Annotated in this window: 19 protein-coding genes and 3 tRNA genes; 17 read left to right on the top strand and 5 right to left on the bottom strand. The window is 66.5% G+C overall.

What is annotated here, in order from left to right; translation table 11 throughout:
- Positions 1 to 54 precede the first annotated feature (54 nt).
- Positions 55 to 462, top strand: coding sequence for an acyl-CoA thioesterase (locus ACUVYZ_RS09520; RefSeq protein WP_439934046.1), 408 nt, complete (start codon positions 55 to 57; stop codon positions 460 to 462).
- A gap of 36 nt (positions 463 to 498) precedes the next feature.
- Here ACUVYZ_RS09520 and ACUVYZ_RS09515 read toward each other — a convergent pair whose 3' ends face one another.
- Together ACUVYZ_RS09515 and hpnD are read right to left on the bottom strand one after the other, a co-directional pair.
- Complete coding sequence (locus ACUVYZ_RS09515) at positions 499 to 1,260, bottom strand: SDR family NAD(P)-dependent oxidoreductase (RefSeq protein ID WP_439934045.1); 762 nt, start codon at positions 1,258 to 1,260, stop codon at positions 499 to 501.
- Between the two features lie 33 nt (positions 1,261 to 1,293).
- Positions 1,294 to 2,127 (bottom strand): presqualene diphosphate synthase HpnD, encoded by an 834-nt coding sequence (gene hpnD / locus ACUVYZ_RS09510; protein ID WP_439934044.1) that lies wholly within the window; start codon positions 2,125 to 2,127, stop codon positions 1,294 to 1,296.
- 153 nt (positions 2,128 to 2,280) lie between these two features.
- On the opposite strand from hpnD, the gene ACUVYZ_RS09505 reads away from it, so the two are divergent.
- The 9 genes from ACUVYZ_RS09505 (at position 2,281) to ACUVYZ_RS09465 (ending at position 11,050) form a co-directional block, all read left to right on the top strand.
- Positions 2,281 to 2,365, top strand: a tRNA-Leu gene (locus ACUVYZ_RS09505).
- A gap of 142 nt (positions 2,366 to 2,507) precedes the next feature.
- A complete protein-coding gene (tig, locus tag ACUVYZ_RS09500; RefSeq protein ID WP_439934043.1) occupies positions 2,508 to 3,809 on the top strand; it encodes a trigger factor in 1,302 nt (433 codons plus the stop codon).
- A 4-nt stretch (positions 3,810 to 3,813) separates the two neighbouring features.
- Entirely contained in the window at positions 3,814 to 4,455 is a 642-nt protein-coding gene (gene clpP / locus ACUVYZ_RS09495; RefSeq protein ID WP_439934042.1) for an ATP-dependent Clp endopeptidase proteolytic subunit ClpP, read from the top strand.
- 36 nt (positions 4,456 to 4,491) lie between these two features.
- Positions 4,492 to 5,760 carry an ATP-dependent Clp protease ATP-binding subunit ClpX gene (gene clpX / locus ACUVYZ_RS09490; protein WP_439934041.1) on the top strand — a complete coding sequence of 423 codons (1,269 nt, stop codon included), beginning with the start codon at positions 4,492 to 4,494 and terminating at the stop codon, positions 5,758 to 5,760.
- Between the two features lie 151 nt (positions 5,761 to 5,911).
- Positions 5,912 to 8,320: an endopeptidase La gene (gene lon / locus ACUVYZ_RS09485; protein WP_439934040.1), complete on the top strand. Its 2,409-nt coding sequence runs from the start codon at positions 5,912 to 5,914 to the stop codon at positions 8,318 to 8,320.
- Positions 8,321 to 8,505: 185 nt separating this feature from the next.
- Positions 8,506 to 8,778: an HU family DNA-binding protein gene (locus ACUVYZ_RS09480; protein WP_439934039.1), complete on the top strand. Its 273-nt coding sequence runs from the start codon at positions 8,506 to 8,508 to the stop codon at positions 8,776 to 8,778.
- Between the two features lie 44 nt (positions 8,779 to 8,822).
- Positions 8,823 to 8,898 (top strand) — tRNA-Val (locus tag ACUVYZ_RS09475).
- Positions 8,899 to 8,923: 25 nt separating this feature from the next.
- Positions 8,924 to 9,000 (top strand) — tRNA-Asp (locus ACUVYZ_RS09470).
- 145 nt (positions 9,001 to 9,145) lie between these two features.
- A complete protein-coding gene (locus tag ACUVYZ_RS09465; protein WP_439934038.1) occupies positions 9,146 to 11,050 on the top strand; it encodes a SurA N-terminal domain-containing protein in 1,905 nt (634 codons plus the stop codon).
- A 13-nt stretch (positions 11,051 to 11,063) separates the two neighbouring features.
- Here the strand turns inward: ACUVYZ_RS09465 and ACUVYZ_RS09460 are convergent, their stop codons facing one another.
- A complete protein-coding gene (locus tag ACUVYZ_RS09460) occupies positions 11,064 to 11,846 on the bottom strand; it encodes an enoyl-ACP reductase FabI (RefSeq protein WP_439934037.1) in 783 nt (260 codons plus the stop codon).
- A 145-nt stretch (positions 11,847 to 11,991) separates the two neighbouring features.
- On the opposite strand from ACUVYZ_RS09460, the gene ACUVYZ_RS09455 reads away from it, so the two are divergent.
- From ACUVYZ_RS09455 to ACUVYZ_RS09440, 4 genes are read left to right on the top strand one after another with little or no spacing between them, the layout of a single operon-like run.
- Positions 11,992 to 14,202 carry an ABC transporter substrate-binding protein gene (locus ACUVYZ_RS09455; RefSeq protein WP_439934036.1) on the top strand — a complete coding sequence of 737 codons (2,211 nt, stop codon included), beginning with the start codon at positions 11,992 to 11,994 and terminating at the stop codon, positions 14,200 to 14,202.
- Entirely contained in the window at positions 14,199 to 15,176 is a 978-nt protein-coding gene (locus ACUVYZ_RS09450) for an ABC transporter permease (protein WP_439934035.1), read from the top strand. The genes ACUVYZ_RS09455 and ACUVYZ_RS09450 overlap by 4 nt, the downstream gene beginning before the upstream one ends.
- 10 nt (positions 15,177 to 15,186) lie before the next feature.
- Positions 15,187 to 16,635 carry an ABC transporter permease gene (locus ACUVYZ_RS09445; RefSeq protein WP_439934034.1) on the top strand — a complete coding sequence of 483 codons (1,449 nt, stop codon included), beginning with the start codon at positions 15,187 to 15,189 and terminating at the stop codon, positions 16,633 to 16,635.
- Positions 16,632 to 18,695 (top strand): ABC transporter ATP-binding protein, encoded by a 2,064-nt coding sequence (locus ACUVYZ_RS09440; protein WP_439934033.1) that lies wholly within the window; start codon positions 16,632 to 16,634, stop codon positions 18,693 to 18,695. Before ACUVYZ_RS09445 ends, ACUVYZ_RS09440 begins: the two co-directional genes overlap by 4 nt.
- Positions 18,696 to 18,734: 39 nt before the next feature.
- On the opposite strand, the gene gloB is transcribed toward ACUVYZ_RS09440, so the two are convergent.
- A complete protein-coding gene (gloB, locus tag ACUVYZ_RS09435) occupies positions 18,735 to 19,499 on the bottom strand; it encodes a hydroxyacylglutathione hydrolase (RefSeq protein ID WP_439934032.1) in 765 nt (254 codons plus the stop codon).
- Positions 19,500 to 19,707: 208 nt separating this feature from the next.
- On the opposite strand from gloB, the gene ACUVYZ_RS09430 reads away from it, so the two are divergent.
- From ACUVYZ_RS09430 to dnaQ, 3 genes are all read left to right on the top strand, one after another.
- Entirely contained in the window at positions 19,708 to 20,472 is a 765-nt protein-coding gene (locus ACUVYZ_RS09430; protein ID WP_439934031.1) for a class I SAM-dependent methyltransferase, read from the top strand.
- Entirely contained in the window at positions 20,469 to 20,927 is a 459-nt protein-coding gene (gene rnhA / locus ACUVYZ_RS09425; RefSeq protein ID WP_439934030.1) for a ribonuclease HI, read from the top strand. The genes ACUVYZ_RS09430 and rnhA overlap by 4 nt, the downstream gene beginning before the upstream one ends.
- A gap of 83 nt (positions 20,928 to 21,010) precedes the next feature.
- Entirely contained in the window at positions 21,011 to 21,721 is a 711-nt protein-coding gene (gene dnaQ / locus ACUVYZ_RS09420) for a DNA polymerase III subunit epsilon (protein ID WP_439934029.1), read from the top strand.
- A 34-nt stretch (positions 21,722 to 21,755) separates the two neighbouring features.
- Here dnaQ and ACUVYZ_RS09415 read toward each other — a convergent pair whose 3' ends face one another.
- A complete protein-coding gene (locus ACUVYZ_RS09415; protein ID WP_439934028.1) occupies positions 21,756 to 22,727 on the bottom strand; it encodes a dihydrodipicolinate synthase family protein in 972 nt (323 codons plus the stop codon).
- Positions 22,728 to 22,807: the final 80 nt, after the last annotated feature.

Below are 22,807 nucleotides of genomic sequence, written 5' to 3'. Positions count from 1 at the left end.
GACGGCCCCATTATAATTCACCCCTCCCGGGTTTCCTCTGACCGGCGGCACGTCATGGAAAAGAAACGCAGGCTGATCTACATCGAGCGCATCCCGATCCGCTGGGGCGACATGGATGCGTACGGGCACGTGAACAATACCGTGTATTTCCGCTTCATGGAGCAGGCGAGGGTGGGATGGATGCAGGAGCTCGGCCTGGACCTGGTGGCGCCGGAGCAGGGGCCCGTTATCGTCACCGCGAGCTGCGCCTTCCTCAAGCAGCTCGACTTCCCGGGCACGGTGGAGGTGCGCATGTACGCGGGCGAGCTGGGCCGCTCCAGCCTGATGTCCTATTACGAGCTGCGCCGGGAGGGGGAAGAGGAACTGTGCGCCACCGGGGAGGCGAAGATCGTCTGGGCGGACCAGCGGGTGAGGAAATCCATGCCCATCCCGCCCCATATTCGCCGCCTGCTGGAGGCTTGAGGCGCGGGGGGATCGGCGATCGTTCGTTCTTGCCGCTCAACCCTCGCCGTCCGTCCCGGGCCGGCTGCAGTCGAAGACCCTTCCCGTGATCCCCCGGCTGTCGGGGCCCATGAGGTAGAGGTACCAGGGCATCAGGTCCGCAGGGCCGGGAAGCCGCCGGCGGTCTTCCCCCGGATGGGTGGCCAGCCGCTGGGGCGAGCGCACCGGACCGGGGATCACCGCGTTGATCCTGAGCTGGGGATGGAGCTCCCATTCCTGCGCCTGGATTTTCACCAGGGCTTCCACCCCGGCCTTGGACACGGCGAAGGCCCCCCAGTAGGCCTTCGGGCGGTGGCCGTGGGTCTCGGAGGTCATGACCACCGAAGCGTCCGGGGCGGCTTTGAGCAGGGGGGCGCAGACCCGGGTGATGGCGGCGGCCGCCGCCAGGTTGACCCGCAGGTGCCCGAGCCAGTGGTCCAGGGACTGCAGCTCCAGGGGCGCGGGCCGGTAGCGTTCCGCGGCGTTGTGCAGGATCCCGTCCAGGCGGCCGAGCTGGTCGCCGATGGCCTGGGCCATGGCCCGGAACTCGGTCTCCCCCGCGCTCATGAGGTCCAGGGAGAAAAGGGCGGGTTTCGGGTAGCCGGCCCCCTCGATCTCGTCGTAGACCGCATTCAAGGGCGCTTCCCTGCGGCCGTGGAGGATGACCGTGGCGCCGTGGGCAGCGAAGGCCAGGGCGGCCGCCCGCCCGAGGCCGTGGGCGGCGCCGGTGACCAGGATCACCCGGTTCTCGAGCAGGTCGGAGGCGGGCTGATAGTTCATGGCAGAGGCCAAGGAAAAAAGGTCCAGGGAGAGTCAGCCGAAGTTCCAGGTCCTCCAGGCGATCCAGAGTTTCTTCAGCGGTGTGAGATCGACCCGGGCCGAGAGCACTTGGGCGGGATCCCCGCGGATCTCGTCCAACAGAGCGCGGGCGATGGCCGCCAGGGCCAGGGCCGGCCGCTGGGAGCAGCGGTCGGCCGGGGGAAGCTCTTCCAGGGCCTGGGCATAGAGCCGATCGCAGCGCTCGATCTGGCGGCCCAGGAATTCGCCCACGCGGGTCCCGGCGGGACGGGAGACGAGCTCCCGGGGGCCGATGCCGTGGGCCGCCAGCTCGTCCTCGGGGAGGGTGAGGCGGCCCCGGCGCGCCTCCGCCCCCACGTCCAGCACAAGGGTGGTGAGCTGCAGGGCCAGGCCCAGGTCGTGGGCGAACTTGAGGGTGCGCCGGTCCTGGTAACCGTAAACTTCCGCCGCCAGGACGGCGGGGGTGCTGCCTAGGCGGTGGCAGTGGAGCTGGAGCGCCTTGAAGTCGGGGAAGCCTCTGGCGGCCAGCTCCGTCTCCACGCCGTCGATGATCTCCTGGAACTGCTCCTGGGGCAGGGCGTAATCGGCCACCACCCGCGCTAAGGCCTGGGCCACGGGGTGCTGGGGCTTGCCTTCAAACGCTTGGGCGGTCTCCGTGCGCCACCAGGCGAGGCGTGCCCGGGCGACGCCAGGGTCCGAGCAATCCCGCGCCGCGTCCTGGGTTTCCCGTACGAAGGCGTAGATGGCGGTCGCCGCCCGGCGCTTTTCCTGGGCCAGGAAACGCAGGCTGTAGTAGAGTGCCGAACCCCGCCGAGCGGTTTTCTGGGCGCAGTACTCGTCCGGTGTCATCGGGCGGGACGTTTCTTCGTTGGATGGAGGGCAAGTTCTGGGAATAGGGCGGGCGCGGCTCGCCCGGGTCGATTGCTCAGCGCTCCGGGCGACTGCACCCGGAGGCCGGGCTGACTGACAGTAAACTCGTAATTATATTACAATTGCTTGGTTGCGAAAGTGGCGGAACCGGTAGACGCACCAGATTTAGGATCTGGCGCCGCAAGGCGTGAGAGTTCGAGTCTCTCCTTTCGCACCAGGAGGAATGATCATACGCGATCTCCCGGCTGTTCTGGTGGCCAGACTTTTTTTGCTCTTCCGACCCGGTTTGGATGGGACGCGGCGGGCAGGCTTTTGTCCCACCGCCTCACTGTGAACCCCGATAAGAGGTGGATGTAAGCATGCAGATTCATCTGGAGAACCTGGGGGCGCTGAAGCGCCGTCTGGACGTGACGCTTCCCCAGTCGCAGATCGAAGCCGAGGTGGAAAGCCGGCTCAAGCGCATCGCCCGCACAGCCAGGATGCACGGCTTTCGCCCGGGAAAGGTCCCGCTCAAGGTGATCGCCCAGACCTATGGGCCCCAGGTCCGCCAGGAAGTGCTGGGGGACGCCGTGCAGAAGAGCTTTGCCGAGGCGGTGCGCAGCCGTAACCTCAGGGTGGCGGGCTTCCCCCACTTCGAACCCAAGCCCTCCCCTGGAAGCGGCGCCGATTTCCAGTACAGCGCTATATTCGAAGTCTATCCGGAAGTGCAGCTCGGGGACCTGAGCGGCGTCACCCTCGAGCGGCCGGTCCACGAAGTCACCGAGGCCGACGTGGACCAGACCCTTCAAGTCCTGCGCAAGCAGCGGACGACTTTTACCCCGGTGGAACGGGGAGCGGCCCGGGGCGACCGGCTCACCCTCGACTTCCAGGGAACCCTGGACGGGCAGCCCTTCGAGGGCGGTCAAGGCCAGGGCGTCACGGTGATCCTGGGCGAGGGGCGGCTCCTGCCGGCGTTCGAGGACAATCTCCTCTCCGTGAAGGCGGGGGAGACCAAGCGCTTCGAGGTGGGTTTTCCGGAGGACTATCACGGGAAGGAAGTCGCCGGAAAAACAGTCACTTTCGAAGTGACCGTGCACGCCGTGGAGGAACCCCGGCTGCCCCCGGTGGATGCCGACTTCGCCAAGGCCTTGGGTATCGCGGACGGGGATCTGGAAAAGATGCGCTCGGAAATCCGGGCCAACGTGGAGCGGGAAGTAAAGCGGCGCCTCCAGACGCGACTCAAGGAGCGGGTGATGGAGGCGCTTCTCGCCGTCGCCAGCCTGGAGCTTCCCGAAGCCCTGGTGGAGGCCGAGCAGCGCCGGCTGGCCGACGCCGCCCGCCGGGACCTGGAGGGCCGGGGCGTGCGGGTGCAGGGCGCGCCCCTGCCTCCGGAAATGTTCGCCGAGCAGGCTGAGCGCCGGGTGAAACTGGGCTTGATTCTTGCTGAGCTGGTCAAGGCCCACAGCCTCCACGCCCGGCCGGAACAGGTGCGGGCCATCGTGGAGGATTTCGCCCAGAGCTACGAGCGTCCGGAGGAGGTGGTGAAGTGGTACTATTCCAAACCGGAGCGATTGAACGATGCCGAGGCTTTGGCGCTCGAAGAAAATGTGGTCCGCTGGGTGCTGGGCCAGGCGAAGGTGGTGGACAAACCGGTCGGCTTCGACGAACTGACGGGGAAGTGACTGTATGTCGGACGTACGCGTAATGGAACCGCAAGCCCTCGGGCTCATCCCGATGGTCATCGAGACCAGCGGGCGGGGGGAGCGCGCCTATGACATCTATTCCCGGCTACTCAAGGAACGGGTGGTGTTTCTGGTGGGCCCTGTGAACGACGCGACCGCCAACCTGGTGGTGGCGCAACTGTTGTTCCTCGAGTCGGAGAACCCGGACAAGGACATTCATTTCTACATCAACTCCCCGGGCGGCTCGGTGTCTGCGGGGCTAGCGATCTACGACACCATGCAGTTCATCAAGCCCGACGTCTCCACCCTATGCGTGGGCATGGCGGCCAGCATGGGGGCCCTGCTGCTGGCGGCGGGCGCCAAGGGCAAACGCTACTGCCTACCCAATTCCCGGATCATGATCCATCAGCCGATGGGCGGGTTCCAGGGACAGGCCTCCGACGTGGAGATCCATGCGCGGGAGATCCTGTACCTCAAGCAGCGGCTGAACGAGATCCTGGCCAGACATACCGGCCAACCCGTAGACAAGGTCGCCCGGGACACCGACCGGGACAATTTCCTGGGTGCCGAAGACGCGGTAAAGTATGGTTTGGTGGACAGGGTCCTGGAGAGCCGGGAGGCGATCCTGAAGGAAAAGGCGGCCTGACGGGCCGACTCCCCGGGACGGCAAGGGAAAGGATGTATGTCGGATAAGATCGGCGGCGAAAAACTCCTCTATTGCTCCTTCTGCGGAAAGAGCCAGCACGAGGTGCGCAAGCTCATCGCCGGACCGTCCGTGTTCATCTGCGACGAATGCATCGAGCTGTGCAACGACATCATCCGCGAGGAGACCCAGGGCGAGCAGAAGGCCAAGGGCGCGCGCGCCGATCTGCCCACGCCCCATGAGATCCGCGACATTCTGGACCAGTACGTGATCGGCCAGGACGTGGCGAAGAAAATTTTGTCGGTCGCCGTCTACAACCATTACAAGCGCCTCAAGAACATCGGCAAGCCCTCCGACGACATCGAGCTCGCCAAGTCCAACATCCTGCTGATCGGGCCCACCGGCTCCGGCAAGACCCTGCTCGCCCAGACGCTGGCGCGACTGCTCAACGTGCCCTTCGTCATGGCCGACGCCACCACCCTCACGGAAGCGGGCTACGTGGGCGAGGACGTGGAAAACATCATCCAGAAGCTGCTGCAGAAGTGCGACTACGACGTGGAGAAGGCCCAGCGCGGCATCGTCTACATCGACGAGATCGACAAGATCTCGCGCAAGAGCGAGAACCCGTCCATCACCCGCGACGTGTCCGGCGAGGGGGTGCAGCAGGCGCTGTTGAAGCTCATCGAGGGCACCATCGCCTCGGTGCCGCCCCAGGGCGGGCGCAAGCATCCGAACCAGGAGTTCGTCCAGGTGGACACCACCAACATCCTGTTCATCTGCGGCGGCGCCTTCGACGGGCTGGATAAGATCATTCGCAACCGCTCGGAGAAGAGCGGCATCGGTTTCGGCGCCGAGGTGCGCAGCCGGGACAACCGCAAGGACATCACCGAGATCCTGCGCACGGTGGAGCCGGAGGACCTGATCAAGTACGGCCTAATTCCCGAGTTCGTCGGGCGCCTGCCGGTGGTGGCGACCCTGGAGGAGCTGGACGAGACGGCGCTCATCGAGATCCTCACCAAGCCCAAGAACGCGCTGGTGAAGCAGTACCAGAAGATGTTCGCCATGGAGGGCGTGGAGCTGGAGGTGCGGGAGCCCGCCCTGCGCTCGATCGCCCGTAAGGCGCTGGCGCGCAAGACGGGGGCCCGGGGGCTGCGCTCCATCCTGGAGCAGGCCCTCCTCGACACCATGTACGACCTGCCTTCCATGGAAAACGTCGCCAAGGTGGTGATCGACGAGAACGCCGCCACCGGCGACGCTCAGCCGATCCTGATCTACTCGGACCAGCCCAAGGTGGCCAAATCGGTATAGCCCGGGCCCGCAACTCTCGACCCCTGGCGAGGTCTGTAATAGAGAAGGGGGTCGGAAAGCGCCGGGCGGCCGTCCGAGCGGCCCGATGTGCTTGAGTTTGCTCCCAAGCGTCCCCACAATCAGGGGATTGGTTAGCTTCTAGGTGACCGACATGCTGAACGCTCCAGAACGCGCTGGCGAAGAAATCCTCCTGCCGCTCCTCCCGTTGCGGGACGTGGTGGTCTTCCCCCATATGGTGATTCCGCTCTTCGTCGGGCGCCCGAAGTCGATCAAGGCCCTCGATACGGCGATGGAGGCCGGCAAGAGCATCCTGCTGGTGGCGCAGAAATCGGCGGCCAAAGACGAGCCCGGTCCGGACGATCTGTACCACATCGGCTCGGTGGCCAATATCCTGCAGATGCTCAAGCTTCCAGACGGCACGGTGAAGGTGCTGGTGGAGGGGGCGGCCCGGGCGCGGCTGCTGGAGGTCCTGGATTACAAGACCCACTTTAGCGCCAGGGCCGAGGTGGTAGCGCCGGAATCCCGGCCGGACACCGAGACCGAGGCCATGCGGCGCACCATCATGAGCCAGTTCGACCAGTACGTGAAGCTCAACAAGAAGATCCCGCCCGAGATCCTCACCTCCCTCGCCGGGATCGACGAGCCTGGGCGCCTAGCCGACACCATCGTGGCCCATTTGCCCCTGAAGCTGGAGCAGAAGCAGAAGGTGCTGGAGATCTTCGATCTCAACAAGCGCCTGGAGCACCTGCTCGCGCTGCTGGAAACCGAGCTGGACATCCTGCAGGTGGAAAAGCGCATCCGCGGCCGCGTGAAGCGGCAGATGGAGAAGAGCCAGCGCGAGTACTACCTGAACGAGCAGGTCAAGGCGATCCAGAAGGAGCTGGGAGAGGACGAAGGCGACCTGGACGAGATAGCCAAGCGCATCAAGGCCGCCCACATGCCCAAGGAGGCGCGCCAGAAGGCGGAGGCCGAGCTCAAGAAGCTCAAGCTCATGTCGCCCATGTCGGCGGAAGCGACGGTGGTGCGCAACTACATCGACACCCTGGTGTCGCTTCCCTGGAAGAAGAAGAGCAAGGTGTCCAACGACCTGCGGCTCGCTCAGGAAATCCTGGACAAGGACCACTACGGCCTGGAGAAGGTGAAGGAGCGCATCGTCGAGTACCTGGCGGTGCAGCAGCGGGTGGACAAGCTCAAGGCCCCCATCCTGTGCCTGGTGGGGCCGCCCGGCGTGGGCAAGACCTCCCTGGGCCAATCCATCGCTCGCGCGACCGGCCGCAAGTTCGTGCGCATGTCCCTGGGCGGCGTGCGGGACGAAGCGGAAATCCGCGGCCACCGGCGGACCTACATCGGCTCCATGCCCGGCAAGATTCTGCAGAACATGGCTAAGGTGGGGGTGAAAAACCCCCTGTTCCTGCTGGACGAAGTGGACAAGATGGGGATGGATTTCCGCGGGGATCCAGCCTCCGCCCTGCTGGAAGTGCTGGATCCTGAGCAGAACCACACCTTCGTGGACCACTACGTCGAGGTGGAGTACGACCTTTCCGACGTGATGTTCGTGTGCACGGCGAACACCTTCAACATCCCGCCGGCCCTGCTCGACCGGATGGAGGTGATCCGTCTCTCTGGTTACACCGAGGACGAGAAGGTGAACATCGCCATGCGCTACCTGTTGCCCAAGCAGATGAAGAGCCACGGCCTGAAGGAGAACGAGTTGCGCGTTTCCGAGAGCGCCATCCGTGACATCATCCGCTACTACACCCGGGAAGCGGGGGTGCGCAGCCTGGAGCGGGAGATCTCCAAGATCTGCCGCAAGGTGGTGAAGGCGCTGCTGCTCAACAAGAAGAGCGAGGCGGTGACCGTCACCTCCCGCAACCTGGACAAGTTCCTCGGTGTCCGGCGCTACACCTTCGGCATCGCCGAGAAGACCAACCAGGTGGGCCAGGTCAACGGCCTGGCGTGGACCGAGGTGGGCGGAGAGCTGCTCACCATCGAGGCGGTGATGCTGCCCGGCAAGGGCAAGACCATCACCACCGGCAAGCTGGGCGAGGTCATGCAGGAATCGATCCAGGCGGCCCTGTCCGTCGTGCGCAACCGGGCCCGCCGGCTCGGCATCCACGACGACTTCCACCAGAAATACGACCTGCACGTGCACCTCCCGGAAGGGGCGACGCCCAAGGACGGCCCGAGCGCCGGTATCGGCATCTGCACCGCCATGGTGTCTGCGCTGACCGCGATCCCGGTGCGGGCGGACGTGGCGATGACCGGCGAGATCACCCTACGGGGCGAGGTGCTGCCCATCGGCGGGCTCAAGGAGAAGCTGCTGGCGGCCCACCGCGCCGGCGTCAAAATCGTGCTCATTCCCCAGGAGAACGTGAAGGACCTGGCCGAGATTCCGGACAACATCAAGAACCGGTTGGAGATTCATCCGGTGCGCTGGATCGAGCAGGTCCTGGACATGGCCCTGGAGCGCAAGCCCGAGCCGCTGCCGGAGCAGGAAGAAGTCAGGGAGCTTCCGGCGCAGGTGGAAGAAAAGCCGGCCGCCCTCATCACCAAGCACTGATCGGGTTGCACAAGGCGACGGCGCGGCGCATGACGCCGCGCCGTTTTTTTTTGGCCGATCTCTCCCGGCATTGCGCCCGCGGGCGCCTGCGTCCCGGTTGACCGGGGTGGAAGCGCTTGCTATAAAGCCGGGGCGACCCGGCGTTCGTTTTCCCTCACGCGAAGCGACGGAAAGGAGGGGCAGACATGAACAAGGCGGAACTCATCGATGCCATCGCGGCACGCGCCGACGTGTCCAAGGCGACCGCCGGGCGGGCGCTGGACGCGGTGATCGATGCCGTGACCGGAGCCCTGAAGAAGGGCGGCACGGTGACCCTGGTCGGCTTCGGCACGTTCTACGTGAGCAAGCGGCCGGCCCGCACGGGCCGCAATCCGCGCACCGGCGCGGAGATCAAGATCCGCGCCACCCGCTCGCCCAAGTTCCGGGCTGGCAAGGCTTTGAAGGATGCGGTAAACTAAAAAATTTGGAAGAGCGCCAGCGGGCATCCTGCGACAGGCGCACCGGGTGCTTAGCTCAGTCGGTAGAGCGTCGCCCTTACAAGGCGAAAGTCGGGAGTTCGAACCTCTCAGCACCCACCAGCCAGGATGGGAGTTTCGATTTTCAGGAGTGGTAGTTCAGTCGGTTAGAATACCGGCCTGTCACGCCGGGGGTCGCGGGTTCGAGTCCCGTCCACTCCGCCAACCTATGCTCAGGGGCGAACGCAAGTTTGCCCCTTTTTGTTCCGCGACGGGGGAAGAACGCCCGGTCGCGGGCCGCCAGGCCGCCGACCCTGCCCGACCCGGTGGGGCCTCACCGTGGAGCGTTCACCGTTTGCCGAGTTGACCCATGTTCGATTTCGTCCGCAACCGCAAGCGCATCGTCCAGATCATTCTGGCCCTCATCATCATCCCGTTCGCCCTGTGGGGCGTGGAGTCCTACCGCACGTCGGGGGAGACCGGGGCGGTGGCGGAGGTGGATGGCGATCCCATTACCCGGCGGGAGTTCGAGGAAACGCTCCGGGAGCAGCAGGCGCGGCTGCGGGAGGCCCTGGGAGGGCAGGTGGATGCATCGGTGCTCGCGAGCCCCCAGGTACGGCAGGCGGTGCTGGACCAGCTCGTGGAGCAGCGGCTGCTGCTCGCCCACGCCCGCGGGCTGGGCATCGCCGTTCCCGACGCCCAGCTTGCGGGCGTGATCCAGGAGATCGAAGCCTTCCACCAGGACGGGCGGTTCTCCCGGGAACGCTACGAATTTCTGTTGCGCCAGCGGGGGCTCACGCCGATCGCCTTCGAGGAGCGGGTGCGCCAGGAGCTCATGCTCCGGCAACTGGCCGAGCCCTTCACCGGCGCCGGTTTCGTGACCCGGCCCTTGGTGGAACGACTGGCCCGCCTGGCGGAGCAGAAGCGGGAAGTGAGCCAGTATGCCGTCTCTCCCGAGCAGTATCTCTCCAAGGTGTCGGTGGAGGAGGCGGAGGCGAAGCGCTACTACGAGGCCCATGGGGAAGCGTTTCGCCTGCCCGAGCAGGTGAAGGTGGAATACGTGGTGCTGTCCCCCGACACCCTGGGGGCCGGGGTGCAGGTGAGCGAGGAGGAGATCGGGGCCTACTACGAGGCGCACAAAGCCGAGTTCGGCACCCCCGAGGAACGGGCTGCCAGCCACATCCTGGTGAAGCTCGACGCCGATGCGGGCGCCGAGGAGCGGGCGGCCGCGCGGCGCAAGGCGGAGGACCTCCTGGCCCAGGCGCAGAAAGCGCCGGAACGCTTTGCCGAGCTGGCGAAAAAACATTCCGACGACCCGGGCTCCCGGGACCAGGGCGGGGCGCTGGGCTTGTTCCAGCGCGGCACCATGGTGAAATCCTTCGACGAGGCGGTCTTCGGCATGAAGCCCGGGGAGATCCGGGGTCCGGTGGAGACCCAGTTCGGTTATCACGTGATCAAGCTGGACGAAATCAAGGCGGGCACGGTGCGCCCTCTGGCCGAGGTGCGAGGCGCCATCGAACAGGAGCTCAAGCGCCAGAAGGCGGGCCGGCGCCTGGCCGAAGTGGCGGAGCAGTTCAGCAACCTGGTCTACGAACAGGGCGAAAGCTTGAAGCCTGCGGCGCAGGCCCTGGGGCTTGAGGTGCAGGTGAGCGGATGGATCGGGCGCGACGGCACGGGCGCCCCTTTCCCGGCGAACGATCGGCTGCTGGAGGCCATGTTCTCGGCGCAGGCGATCAAGGAGCGCAGGAACACCGAGGCGATCGAGGTCCGCCCCAACACCCTGGTGGCGGTGCGGGTGGTGGAGCACAAGCCCGCGGCGGACCGCCCGTTCGCCGATGTGAAGGACGAGATCATGGAACGGCTCAGGCGCGAGCGCGCCGCGGAAGCGGCGAAGCGGCAGGGCCAGGCGCTGCTCGAGCGGCTCGCCAAAGGGGAGGCGGTGGAGCTGTCCTGGAGCCCGCCCGTCACCGTGAGCCGACAGGAACCGCGCGGGCTGCCGCTGGCGGCCCTGCGGGACGTGTTCCGCGTGGCCCCGGAACGGCTTCCCGCCTACGTGGGCGGTGAAGCGCCCGACGGCGGTTTCGTGCTCTACCGGGTGAGCAAGGTGATCGAAGCGACCGAGATCGACGCCTCCCGGCGCCAGGCGTGGGCGGTGCAGCTCAGCCAGTTGCTCGCCCAGGAGGAGTACAAGGCGTTCCTGGAGAGCGTGCGCAGTCGGGCCGAGATCAAGGTCAACCGGGCCCTGGTCCGGGGCGAGGGGCAGCCGGGAAGCTAGGGATCCCGAGCGGCTAGACTTCGCCGAAAGCGGTAACGTGGAATCCGGCGTCTACGTAGAGGGTCTCGCCGGTGATGCCGCTCGCCAGGTCGCTGCACAGAAAGGCAGCGGCGTTGCCCACTTCTTCGATGGTGACGTTGCGCCTGAGGGGCGCCCATTGCTCGGCGGCGTTGAGGAGCTTGCCGAAGCCAGAAATGCCGGCGGCGGCCAGGGTCTTGATGGGGCCGGAGGAGATGGCGTTGACGCGGATGCCCCTGGGGCCAAGGGAGAGGGCCATGAAGCGGACGTTGGCCTCCAGGCTCGCCTTGGCCGGTCCCATCACGTTGTAGTTGGGCATGGCCCGCACCGCCCCCAGGTAGGACAGGGTGAGGAGGGCGGCGGGGCGGCCCTCCATCAAGGGCAGCCCTGCTTTGGCCAGGGCGGCGAAGGAATAGCTGGAAACGTCGTGGGCGATGCGGAAGGCTTCCCGGGTGAGGGTTTCCAGGTAATCGCCGGAAAGGGCCTCCCGGGGCGCGTAGGCGATGGAATGGACGATTCCGTCCAGTCCGTCCCAGCGGCGGCCCAGGGCCTCGAATAGCCGGTCGATCTCCTCGTCCCTCGCCACGTCGCAGGGGAAGAGGAGGTCGCTGCCCAGCTCCCGGGCGAGTGGCTCCACCCGCTCCCGCACTTTTTCGTTCTGATAAGTGAAGGCGAGCTCCGCCCCCTCCCGCTTCATGGCGGTGGCGATGCCGTAGGCGATGGAGCGCTGGCTGAGCAGGCCGCAGATCAGGATACGTCGTCCAGCTAGAAATCCCATGGAGGGCCTTTACGGGAATCGTGGTCGTTTCCGCGGAACGGGAGCCACGCGGCAGGTTCAAATTATAACTTAAGGAACCGCTAAAGGTTTCCCGCCTGCCCGCGCATAGCGGGGCAGGGGGATTTTCGCTAGACTGCTTCCGTCCATGAGATTTCCCGGCCGGCTGCTCGCGGTAGTGGCGGCGTTCGCGCTCGCCGCCTGCGGCGATTCCCCCTGGAACAACCCATACCCCGCCTCCGAATCGGGGAAGAACATCCTCTACTCGGCCTTTACCGAGCGGCCCAAGCACCTGGATCCGGTCCAGTCGTACTCGGAGAACGAGTACGTGTTTGTCAACCAGATCTACCAGCCCCCCCTCCAGTATCACTACTTCAAGCGGCCCTACGAGCTCATCCCCTTCGCCGCCGAGGCGGTGCCCGTGCCCCAATACCTGGATGCCGAGGGCCGGCGGCTGCCCCAGGACGCGGACGCCGCCCGGGTCGCGGAGACCGTCTACGAGATCCGCATCCGTTCCGGCATCCTGTACCAGCCCCATCCCGCCTTCGCCCGCAACGGGCAGGGGGAGCCCCTTTACTTCCGGCTCACCCCGGCGGACTTGAAGAGCATCGACGCCCTGGGCGACTTCGAGCATACGGGCACCCGGGAGCTGACGGCCGAGGACTACGTGTACCAGATCAAGCGGCTTGCTCATCCCCGGCTCCATTCCCCCATCCTGGGGCTCATGAGCAACTACATCGTGGGCATGGGGGAGTACGCCCAGACGCTCAAGCAGGCCGCCGGGCAGCTCCGGGAGCGGGACGGTTTCCTGGATCTGCGCCGCTATTCCCTTCCCGGCGTCGAGCTGGTGGACCGTTATACCTACCGTATCCGCATCCGGGGCAAGTACCCCCAGTTCGTGTATTGGCTGGCGATGCCCTTTTTCGCCCCGGTGCCCTGGGAGGCGGACTTCTTCTACTCCCAGCCCGGGATGGCGGAGAAGAACATCACCCTGGACTGGTATCCGGTGGGCACGGGCCCGTACATGCTCACGGTGAACGATCCCAACCGGAAGATGGTGCTGGTGCGCAACCCCCATTACAAGGGCGAGGTCTACCCTTCGGAGGGGGAACCGGGCGACCGGGAGGCTGGGCTGCTGGCGGACGCGGGCAAGCCCTTGCCCTTCATCGACAAGGTGGTCTTCAGCCTGGAGAAAGAGAGCATTCCTTACTGGAACAAGTTCCTGCAGGGCTACTACGACGCCTCGGGCATCGCCTCCGACATCTTCGACCAGGCGGTGCAATTCACCAGCGGCGGAGAGATCACCCTGACCGAAGAGATGCGCCGCCGGGGCATCCAGCTCCAGACATCGGTCGCCACCAGCGTGTTCTACATGGGCTTCAACATGCTGGACTCGGTGGTGGGCGGGCTGGACGAGCGCGCCCGCAAGCTCCGGCAGGCCATCTCCATCGCTTTCGACGTGGAGGAATTCATTTCCATCTTCCTTAACGGCCGCGGCATTCCCGCCCAGGGACCCATTCCGCCGGGGATCTTCGGCTACCGGGAAGGGCCGGAGGCGATCAACCCCTACGTCTACGACTGGGGGGACGGCGGGCCGAGGCGCAAGCCCCTGGAGGAGGCGAAGCGGCTGCTCGCCGAGGCGGGTTATCCGAACGGCCGCGACGCCCGCACTGGGCAACCCCTCACCCTGCACTTCGACACCACCGCCCGGGGCCCCGGGGACAAGCCCCGGCTGGACTGGCTGGCCAAGCAGTTCCAGAAGCTGGACATCCAGCTCGTGATCCGCGCCACCGACTACAACCGCTTCCAGGACAAGGTGCGAAACGGCGCCGTGCAGGTCTTCTTCTACGGCTGGAACGCCGACTACCCGGATCCGGAGAACTTTTTCTTCCTGTTGAACGGCGCCGAGGGCGCGGTCAAGACCGGCGGCAACGGCCCCAACTATTCCAACTACGACAATCCGGAATTCAATCGCCTGTTCGACCGGATGAAGAACATGGACAACGGGCCGGAGCGCCAGGTCCTGATCGACCGCATGCTGGCGATCGTGCGCCGGGACGCCCCCTGGATGTGGTTCTTCTATCCCAAGGACTACACCCTGCACCACGGCTGGGTCTACAACCGCAAGCCGAACCAGATGGCCAACAACGGGCTCAAGTACCAGCGGATCGATCCCCTGTTGCGGGAGGTGAAGCGACGGGAATGGAACCAGCCGGTGATCTGGCCCCTCGCCCTGATGGCGGGATTGCTGGCGGCGAGCGTGCTGCCGGCGGTGGCGGTGTACCGGCGGCGCAACCGCAGCACGGCCCGGGGTACCGGGAAACCGGCAGCGGCCGGGGAAAAGGGGGCGAGCGCGTGATCGCCTACATCATCCGGCGGCTCCTGTACGCGATCCCGATCCTGATCGGGGTCAACGTGATCACCTTCACCCTGTTCTTCGTGGTCAACTCGCCGGACGACATGGCGCGCCTCCACCTCGGGGTGAAGCGGGTGACGCCCGAGGCGATCCAGAAGTGGAAGGAAGAGCGGGGCTACGACAAGCCGCTCCTCTACAACGCGCAAGCCCAGGGTCCGGCAAAGCTCACCGACACGATCTTCTTCCAGAAGTCGGTAAAGCTGTTCCGCTTCGAGTTCGGCCGCTCCGACGCCGGGCGCGACATCGGCTACGACATCCGCACCCGTATGGGGCCCAGCCTGGCGATCGCGCTCCCGGTGTTCGCCATCGGGCTAGTCACCTACGTGAGCTTCGCCCTGCTGATGGCGTTCTTCCGCGCCACCTACCTGGACTTCTGGGGGGTGGTGCTGTGCGTGGTGATGATGTCCATCTCCACCCTGTTCTACATCATCGGCGGCCAGTACCTGGTGGGCAAGGTGTGGAAGCTGGTTCCCATTTCCGGGTACGAGGGCGGGCTGTCGGCCATCAAGTTCCTGATCCTTCCCATCGCCATCGGCATCATCGCCGGCGTCGGGGCGAGCAGCCGCTGGTACCGCACCATCTTCCTGGAGGAGATGAGCAAGGAGTACGTGCGCACCGCCCGGGCCAAGGGGCTTTCCGAGACGACCGTGCTGTTCAAGCACGTGCTCAAGAACGCCATGATCCCGATCCTGACGGGCGTGGTGGTGGTGATCCCGGCGCTTTTTCTGGGAAGCCTCATCTTCGAGTCCTTTTTCGGCATCCCGGGCCTCGGCAGCTACACCATCGACGCTATCAATTCCCAGGACTTCGCCGTCGTGCGGGCGATGGTGTTCCTGGGCTCGGTGCTCTACATCGCCGGCTTGATCCTCACCGACGTCTCCTACACCCTGGTGGACCCGCGGGTGAGGTTCGAATGAGGAGGCGGCGTTGACGGGATTCAAGCCCGAGATTCTCTACACCGACGCCCTGGTGTTCGCCCTCCTGGCGGTGGTGCTCGCCTTCGCCTGGTTCGCCCGCCGCCACGAGCACCTGCGCCAGCCCTGGCGCCGGGTGGCGGCGAGCCGCAGCGGCATGGCGGCGGCCACGGTGCTCGCCTTCTACGCCGCCGTGGGGCTGCTGGACACCCTGCACTACCGGCCCCAGCTTCCAGGAGAACCGGGCAAGCCGCCGGTCTATTCGGTGGAGGTGCTGTCGCTTCTGGACTGGATCGCCGAGCCCCTGCGCACCCGCAAGGAAAAGACCTATTCGGCCCCGTTCGCCACCCACTTGTACGCCAAGGAAACCATCGAACTGCCCGACGGGCGGCAGGTGCGGGATTTTCCCCGCTTGAAGTATGGCGGTGCCCATCTGGCCGATCCCGCCCGGGACCGGGCGGCGGACATCGCGACGCGGGCGGCGAAGGGTTTGCTCGCCGCCGCCGCCCTGTGGCTGGCGGCGGCGGGGCTGATCACGGTGCGGGTGGCGCGCCGCCGCGGCGCCGGGCTCGCCGGGGGCTGGCGCGCCCTGTGGCGGGGCGAGACGGGGGTGCAATGGAACGCGGTCCTCGTTTCCCTAGCCGTGATCCTGGCGCTGGCGGGCCCCCTCGCTGCCTTGTGCACCCACTACCACGTGCTGGGCACCGACAAGGTGGGGCAGGATGTGTTCTACCTCTCCTTGAAGAGCATCCGCACGGGGCTGGTGATCGGCACCCTCACCACCTTGGTGATGCTGCCCTTCGCCCTGCTGCTCGGGATCATGGCGGGCTACTTCCGCGGCTGGGTGGACGACGTGATCCAGTACGTCTACACCACCCTGTCCTCCATTCCCGGGGTGCTGCTGATCGCGGCGGCGGTGCTGATGGTGCACGTCTACATCGAAACCCGCCCGGAGCTGTTCCCCACCATCACCCAGCGCCAAGACATGCGCCTTCTCTTCCTGTGCCTCATCCTCGGCATCACCAGCTGGACCGGTCTGTGCCGGCTGCTCAGGGGGGAGGCGCTAAAGATGCGGGAGCTGGAATTCATCCAGGCGGCCCACGCCTTCGGCGTGCCCCATCTGCGGGTCATCACCCGGCACATCCTGCCTAACGTGATGCACATCGTGCTGATCGCCATGGTGCTGGATTTCAGCGTGCTGGTGCTGGCGGAGGCCGTGCTGTCCTATATCGGGGTCGGGGTCGATCCCACCATGATCAGCTTCGGCACCATGATCAACGCCGCGCGGCTGGAGATGGCGCGGGAACCCATGGTGTGGTGGTCCCTGGCCTCGGCCTTCGTCTTCATGTTTCTGCTGGTGCTGGCGGCGAACCTCTTTGCCGACGCGGTGCGCGACGCGTTCGATCCCCGGCTGCGGGTGCGGGGCGCAGAAGGCGCCGCCCTGGCGGGGGGAGCGGCGTGAGCGATCCGCTGCTGCGGGTGGAAAACCTACGGACCTGGATCGACACCGACCGGGCCCCGGTGCGGGCGGTGGACGGAGTGGATTTCCAGATCGCCCGGGGCGAGACCTTCGCCCTGCTGGGGGAATCCGGCTGCGGCAAGTCCATGACCGCCGTCAGCATCATGCGGCTTCTGCCGGAGGCGGCCCGCATCGTCAGTGGCTCGGTGCTCCTCAACGGGCTGGATCTGTTCGCCTTGCCCGAGATGGAGATGCGGGGCGTGCGCGGCCGGCGCCTGGCTATGATCTTCCAGGAGCCCGCCCTGAGCTTGAACCCGGTGCTGACCGTGGGGAGCCAGGTGGGCGAAGCGGTGAGGCGCCACACGTCCCTGAGGGGGGAGGCGGCCCGGCGCCGCGCCGTCGAGCTGCTGGCCCAGGTAGGCATGCCGGACCCGGAGCGTAGGCTGGGGGAGTATCCCTTCCAACTCTCCGGCGGCATGAAGCAGCGGGTTATGATCGCCATGGCCCTCGCCGGGGAGCCGGATCTTCTCATCGCCGACGAGCCCACCACGGCGCTGGACGTGACTATCCAGGCCCAGGTGCTGGAGCTGCTCCAGCGGCTGCAGGCGCAAACTGGTATGGCCATCCTGCTGGTGACCCACGACCTGGGCGTGGTCGCCCAGATGGCCCACACAGTGGCCGTCATGTACGCGGGGCAGATCGTGGAAACGGCCCGGGCGAGGGAGTTCTTCCGCCATCCCAGGCACCCGTACTCGAGGAAGCTTTTCGCCTCGATCCCGAGCGAGCGCAGCCGCCGCCAGCCCCTGGCGGTTATTCGCGGGACGGTGCCCGCCCTCGACCGGGAATTCGTCGGCTGTCGCTTCGCCGACCGCTGCGACGACGCGTGGGACCGGTGCCGGCGCGAGACACCCGCCTGGATCAAGACGGGGGACGGGTCAGGGGTGAGCTGCCATCTATATCAGGGATCAGGGATCAGGGATCAGGGATCAGGGGTCAGGGATCAAGGATCGGAGACGGGCGAAAGGGTACCACCCAGTAGCGTGTCCGCCGGAGCATGGGAGGGATCCGGGGTGAATCCCGGACCCCAGGCCGCGAATCCGCTCCTGCAGGTCTCCGATCTCAAGGTACATTTCCCCATCCACAAAGGGGTGCTAAAACGGGTGGTGGGCCACGTCAAGGCGGTGGACGGGGTGTCCTTCGAGCTGGAGCAGGGCAGGACCCTGGCGGTGGTGGGGGAATCGGGCTCCGGGAAAACCACCATCGGCAAGGCAATCTTGCAGTTGATCCGGCCCAGCGCCGGCCGGGTGTTGTTCCGGGGCGCCGACCTTACGGGGCTTTCCCGGCGTCGGCTGCGGCCCTTGCGGCGCGCTCTCCAGATCGTTTTCCAGGACCCCTACGGCTCCCTCAACCCGCGCATGCGGGTCGCCGACATCCTGCTGGAAGGCATGCGGGCCTTGAAAGTGGGCGCAACCGACGCGGAGCGGGCGCAGCGGGTCGTGGAGCTCCTGGCCCAGGTGGGCCTGCCGGCAGAAGCGCGGCTGCGCTATCCCCACGAGTTCTCCGGCGGCCAACGGCAGCGCATCGCCATCGCCCGGGCCCTCGCCGTGGAACCCCAGCTCATCGTGTGCGACGAGCCCACCAGCGCCCTGGACCTGTCGGTGCAGGCCCAGATCCTCAACCTGTTGCGGGAGCTGCAAGAGCGGCTAGGCCTCGCCTATCTCTTCATCACCCACAACATGGGCGTGGTGGCCCACCTGGCCCATCGGGTGGCGGTGGTTTACCTGGGCCGGATCGTAGAGCAGGGCAGCGTGGACGAGGTGCTCAAGGCGCCGCAGCACCCGTACACCCAGGCGCTGCTCTCCGCGGTGCCCGTCATCGACCCCACCTCCCGGCGGGAAGTCGTCCGGCTTCGGGGGGATCTACCTTCCCCCGTCCATCCTCCCGCGGGCTGCCATTTCCATCCCCGCTGCCCCAAGGCCATGGACGTCTGCCGCCAGGCCTACCCCGCCGAGACGCGCCTTTCCGCCACCCGTTCGGTGCACTGTCACCTGTACGGCGGATAGCCGGGCTTTTCCCCGGCAGCCGCCAGACGGGCGCAGGCCTCAGAACCGATCCTTCCAGGCCCGCAGCACGGCGAAGACTTCCACCGGGTCATGGAGGGGACGGCCTTGCCGGCGGGCCGCGGCCGCCTGGATCGCCGGCTCAGCGCAGCGGAGGAAAGGATTGGTGGCCCGCTCCAGGGCGATGGTGGAGGGCAGGGTGGGGGCGTCCCGCTCCCGCAGGGCTTTTTCCCTCCGTTCCCGCTCGACGAGGGCCGCATTGTCCGGTTCCGCCGCCTTGGCGAAGCGGATGTTGGAGAGGGTGTACTCGTGGGCGCAGTAGACCCGCGTGTCCCCCGGGAGGCCGGCCAGCTTCTCCAGGGAGCTGTACATCTGGGCCGGCGTGCCTTCGAAGAGGCGCCCGCAGCCGCAGGCGAACAGGGTGTCGCCGCAGAAGAGCCACCCGTGGCCGTAGTAGGCGATGTGTCCCGCCGTGTGCCCCGGCACTTCCAGGACCTGGAACGTGAGGCCCAGCTCGGGAAAGGTGACCCGGTCGCCTTCGACGAGGGGCCGGGTGACGGTGGAGATGGACTCGCTGCGAGGGCCGTATACTGGAACCCGCTCCTCCCTCAGCAGCGCCGGGATGCCCCCCACGTGATCGCCGTGGTGATGGGTGACCAGGACAGCCGCCAGGTCCAGCTTGTGGCGAGCGAGGAAATCGCGCACCGGCGCCGCGTCGCCGGGGTCGACCACCACCGCATGCTGTCCGTCGTGGAGGACCCAGATATAATTGTCCTTGAACGCGGGAACGGGAACGACTTCGACCATGGTGACTGTGGGTGTGGCTGGAAAAGCGCGCGCCCGAGGACGCCGACAACTCCTTGCCGTGCGGCTGCCCGCTTTCGAGCGTCATAAAAATGAGACGCTCAGCCCCTCTCCCCTTCCCCTCTCCCAGCGGGAGAGGGGAAGGGCACGGCGGTAAATGGGTGACGACCCATTTACCTCAGGGGTGTAATGGTGGTGAAGGACGAGAACCGTGTCAACCGATCATCTAAGAAACTGGCTTCAAACGCCCCTGGGCGCCTACCTCCTGGAACGGGAACAGGCCTATTACGATCAGGTGGTGGCGGACGTGTTCGGTTTCAACGCGGTCCAGCTCGGCCTGACTGGCGTCGACTTCCTGCGTGCGTGCCGCATTCCCCTGCGTTTCACCCTGAGCCCCGGTCCGGACGCCGACGTGCGAGGCGAGCTGTGCCAGATCCCCCTGGAAAGTAACACCATCGATCTGATCGTCATGCCCCACGTCCTGGAATTCAGCGCCAATTCCCATCAGATACTGCGGGAAGTGGAGCGGTGCCTGCGGCCGGAAGGGCACGTCCTGGTCTCCGGCTTCAACCCCCGCAGCCTGTGGGGCTTGCGCCGACTGCTCGCCCGGGAGCCGCGGGCTTTTCCGTGGACCGGCGAGTTCATTTCCCTGCCCCGGCTCAAGGACTGGCTGCAGCTGCTGGGCTTCGAGGTCTCGGCGGGGCGCTTCGTCTGCTATGCGCCTCCCATCACCACCGAGCCATGGCTTGCCCGCTTCGGTTTCCTGGAAAAGGCGGGGGACCGGTGGTGGCCCATCTCGGGCGGCGTGTACCTGCTGGAAGCCATCAAGCGGGTTCCGGGCATGCGGGTCATCCGGCCGGAATGGGCGGCGCGGCCCGCTACCAAGCCGAGCCTCGCTTCCCTTACCCATAAGCTGGAGAGCGGCGGCCGTCGCCTCGCTGCCCGGGAGGCGCTGGAGTGGGAGGAAGCGGCTTGAGCGCGCCACCCGGTGTGGTGGAGATCTACACCGACGGGGCATGCAAAGGCAATCCAGGCGTGGGCGGCTGGGGAGCGCTCCTCGCCTGGGGGACCCACCGGCGGGAGCTCTTCGGCGGGGAGCCCATGACCACCAACAACCGGATGGAGCTCATAGCCGTGATCCGGGCGCTGGAGGCGCTGAAACGTCCCTCCCGGGTGCGGCTGCATACCGACTCCGCTTACGTGCAGCAAGGCATCACCCGCTGGATTCACGACTGGAAACGGCGCGGCTGGAAGACGGCCGACAGGAAGCCGGTCAAGAACGAGGACCTGTGGCGGCGCCTGGTGGAGCTCGCCGAGCGGCACGAGATCGATTGGGTCTGGGTGCGGGGCCACGCCGGCGATCCGGGCAACGAGGCGGCCGACCGCCTGGCCAATCGGGGCGTGCAGTCAGTGCTTGCATCCGTCCGATGACGAACCTATGACCGCAGGGGCGCAGAGAAAAGAACCTTTCTTTCCGTTTCTTCCACGCTCCTGCCGTTGAATCGGGAAACCCAGTGCGCCAGATCGTTCTGGATACGGAAACCACCGGCCTGGAAGTCGCCCTCGGCCACCGGGTGATCGAGCTGGCGGCGGTGGAGATCAGCAACCGCAGGATCACCGGCCACCACTTCCACTGTTATCTCAATCCGGAGCGGGAGATCGACAGCGGTGCCCTGGCGGTCCACGGCATCACCGACGAGTTCCTGCGGGACAAGCCCCGTTTCGCGGACATTGCCCCGGAGTTCCTGGACTTCATCGCGGGCGCCGAGCTCATCATCCACAACGCCCCCTTCGACGTGGGGTTTCTCAACCACGAGCTGGGCTTGATCGGGCGGCCGCCCCTGGAGCGCTTCTGCGCCAAGATCACCGACACCCTGCGCATGGCGAAGGACCTGCACCCGGGCAAGCGCAACAGCCTGGATGCCTTGTGCGAGCGCTACCAGGTGGACAATTCCCAACGCAGCCTCCATGGGGCCCTGCTCGACGCTCGGCTACTGGCGGAAGTCTACTTGGCCATGACCCGCGGCCAGGACAGTCTCATGATCGATCTTCCCGAGGAGAGGGTGGTTCCGGGCCAGGAGGGAGGCGAGGGGTCGGGCGGCGAGCTGGTGGTGCTGCGCCCGAGCGCCGAAGAGCTGGCGGCCCACGAGGCGCAGCTTGCCGCCATCGACCGGGCGAGCGGCGGCCGCTGTGTCTGGCTGCGCCTGGACGAGAAGCCGGGCTGACGGGGCCTGTTGCCGCGCCCGCCGCTGTGCAGGGTCAGAGCACCAGGGGCTGGGTGAGGTCGACTCCCGGAAGGAGCCAGTCGAGCAGTCGCTGCAACTGGCGCTCGGCAGAAGGCGTAAGCCCTACGCCGGGATGGCGCACCCGGTTAGACGCCAGTAGACCCCGACGGCGCAGGATCTCCTTGCGGATCGCCACCCCCGGCTGTTGCTCGAACACGATGAGGGGCAGGAACCGGGCGTAGAGCGAGCGCACCCGTGCCCAGTCGTTCTCCCCCTTGGCGCGGACCATGGCCAGGAGAACCTCGGGGAACGCGAACCCGGTGTTGAACCCGTCCGCTCCTTCTTCCAGATCGAAGAGCCCGTATAGGGCGCCCAGGCCGGTGAGAACGGGCACTCGCCGTCGCGTCATGCCCGCCACCAGGGCGGCGATCCGGGCCGGGGTGGGAAGCCCTTCCTCCTTGATGCAGGCCACGCCGGGAACGTTCTCCACGATGCGGATCAAAAGGGAAACGGGCATGTGTACCTGGGTGGAGGCCGGATGATCCTGCACGACCAGCGGAAGGGAGAGGGCTTTGCCGATGCGCTCGTAGTATTCCAGCAACCGCTCGTCGCTGGGCACCGGCTCGTGGGAGGGCGCCACCATCACGGCGGAGGCGCCCGATTTCGCGGCCATCCCCGCCAGCTCGATGGTGGCCCGGGTTCCGGGATGGCTGGCGCCTACGATGACCGGCATTCCCCCCGCCGCGGCCACCGCCGCCCGGACGACCTGCTCTCGCTCCCGATCGGTCAGGCGGTTCGATTCGCCCAGTACGCCCAGAACCGTGATGCCGTCGACCCCGATTGACTTCATGAAGCGGATCGTGCGCTCGAGCGAATCAAGATCCAGGCGCTCGTCGTCGTGGAAAGGGGTGGCGAGGATCGGATAGACTCCGGTGAGCGGGGACATGGTCTGCCTTCCGGAAATGCCCTGGGGCTCGATCATGGGCTGGGCGGACCGGGTCGTCAACCTGTGCGCCGCCCGCAGGCCGGTCACGGGGGCGCATCGGCCCGGAGCGGCCAGGACCCGTGCGGCGCCGGCGCTTCCGC

The sequence above is a fragment of the Pelomicrobium sp. P1 genome (genome assembly GCF_052805615.1).
The sequence above is the reverse complement of the archived record's forward strand: the minus strand, read 5'-3'. Positions and strand labels throughout refer to the sequence as shown.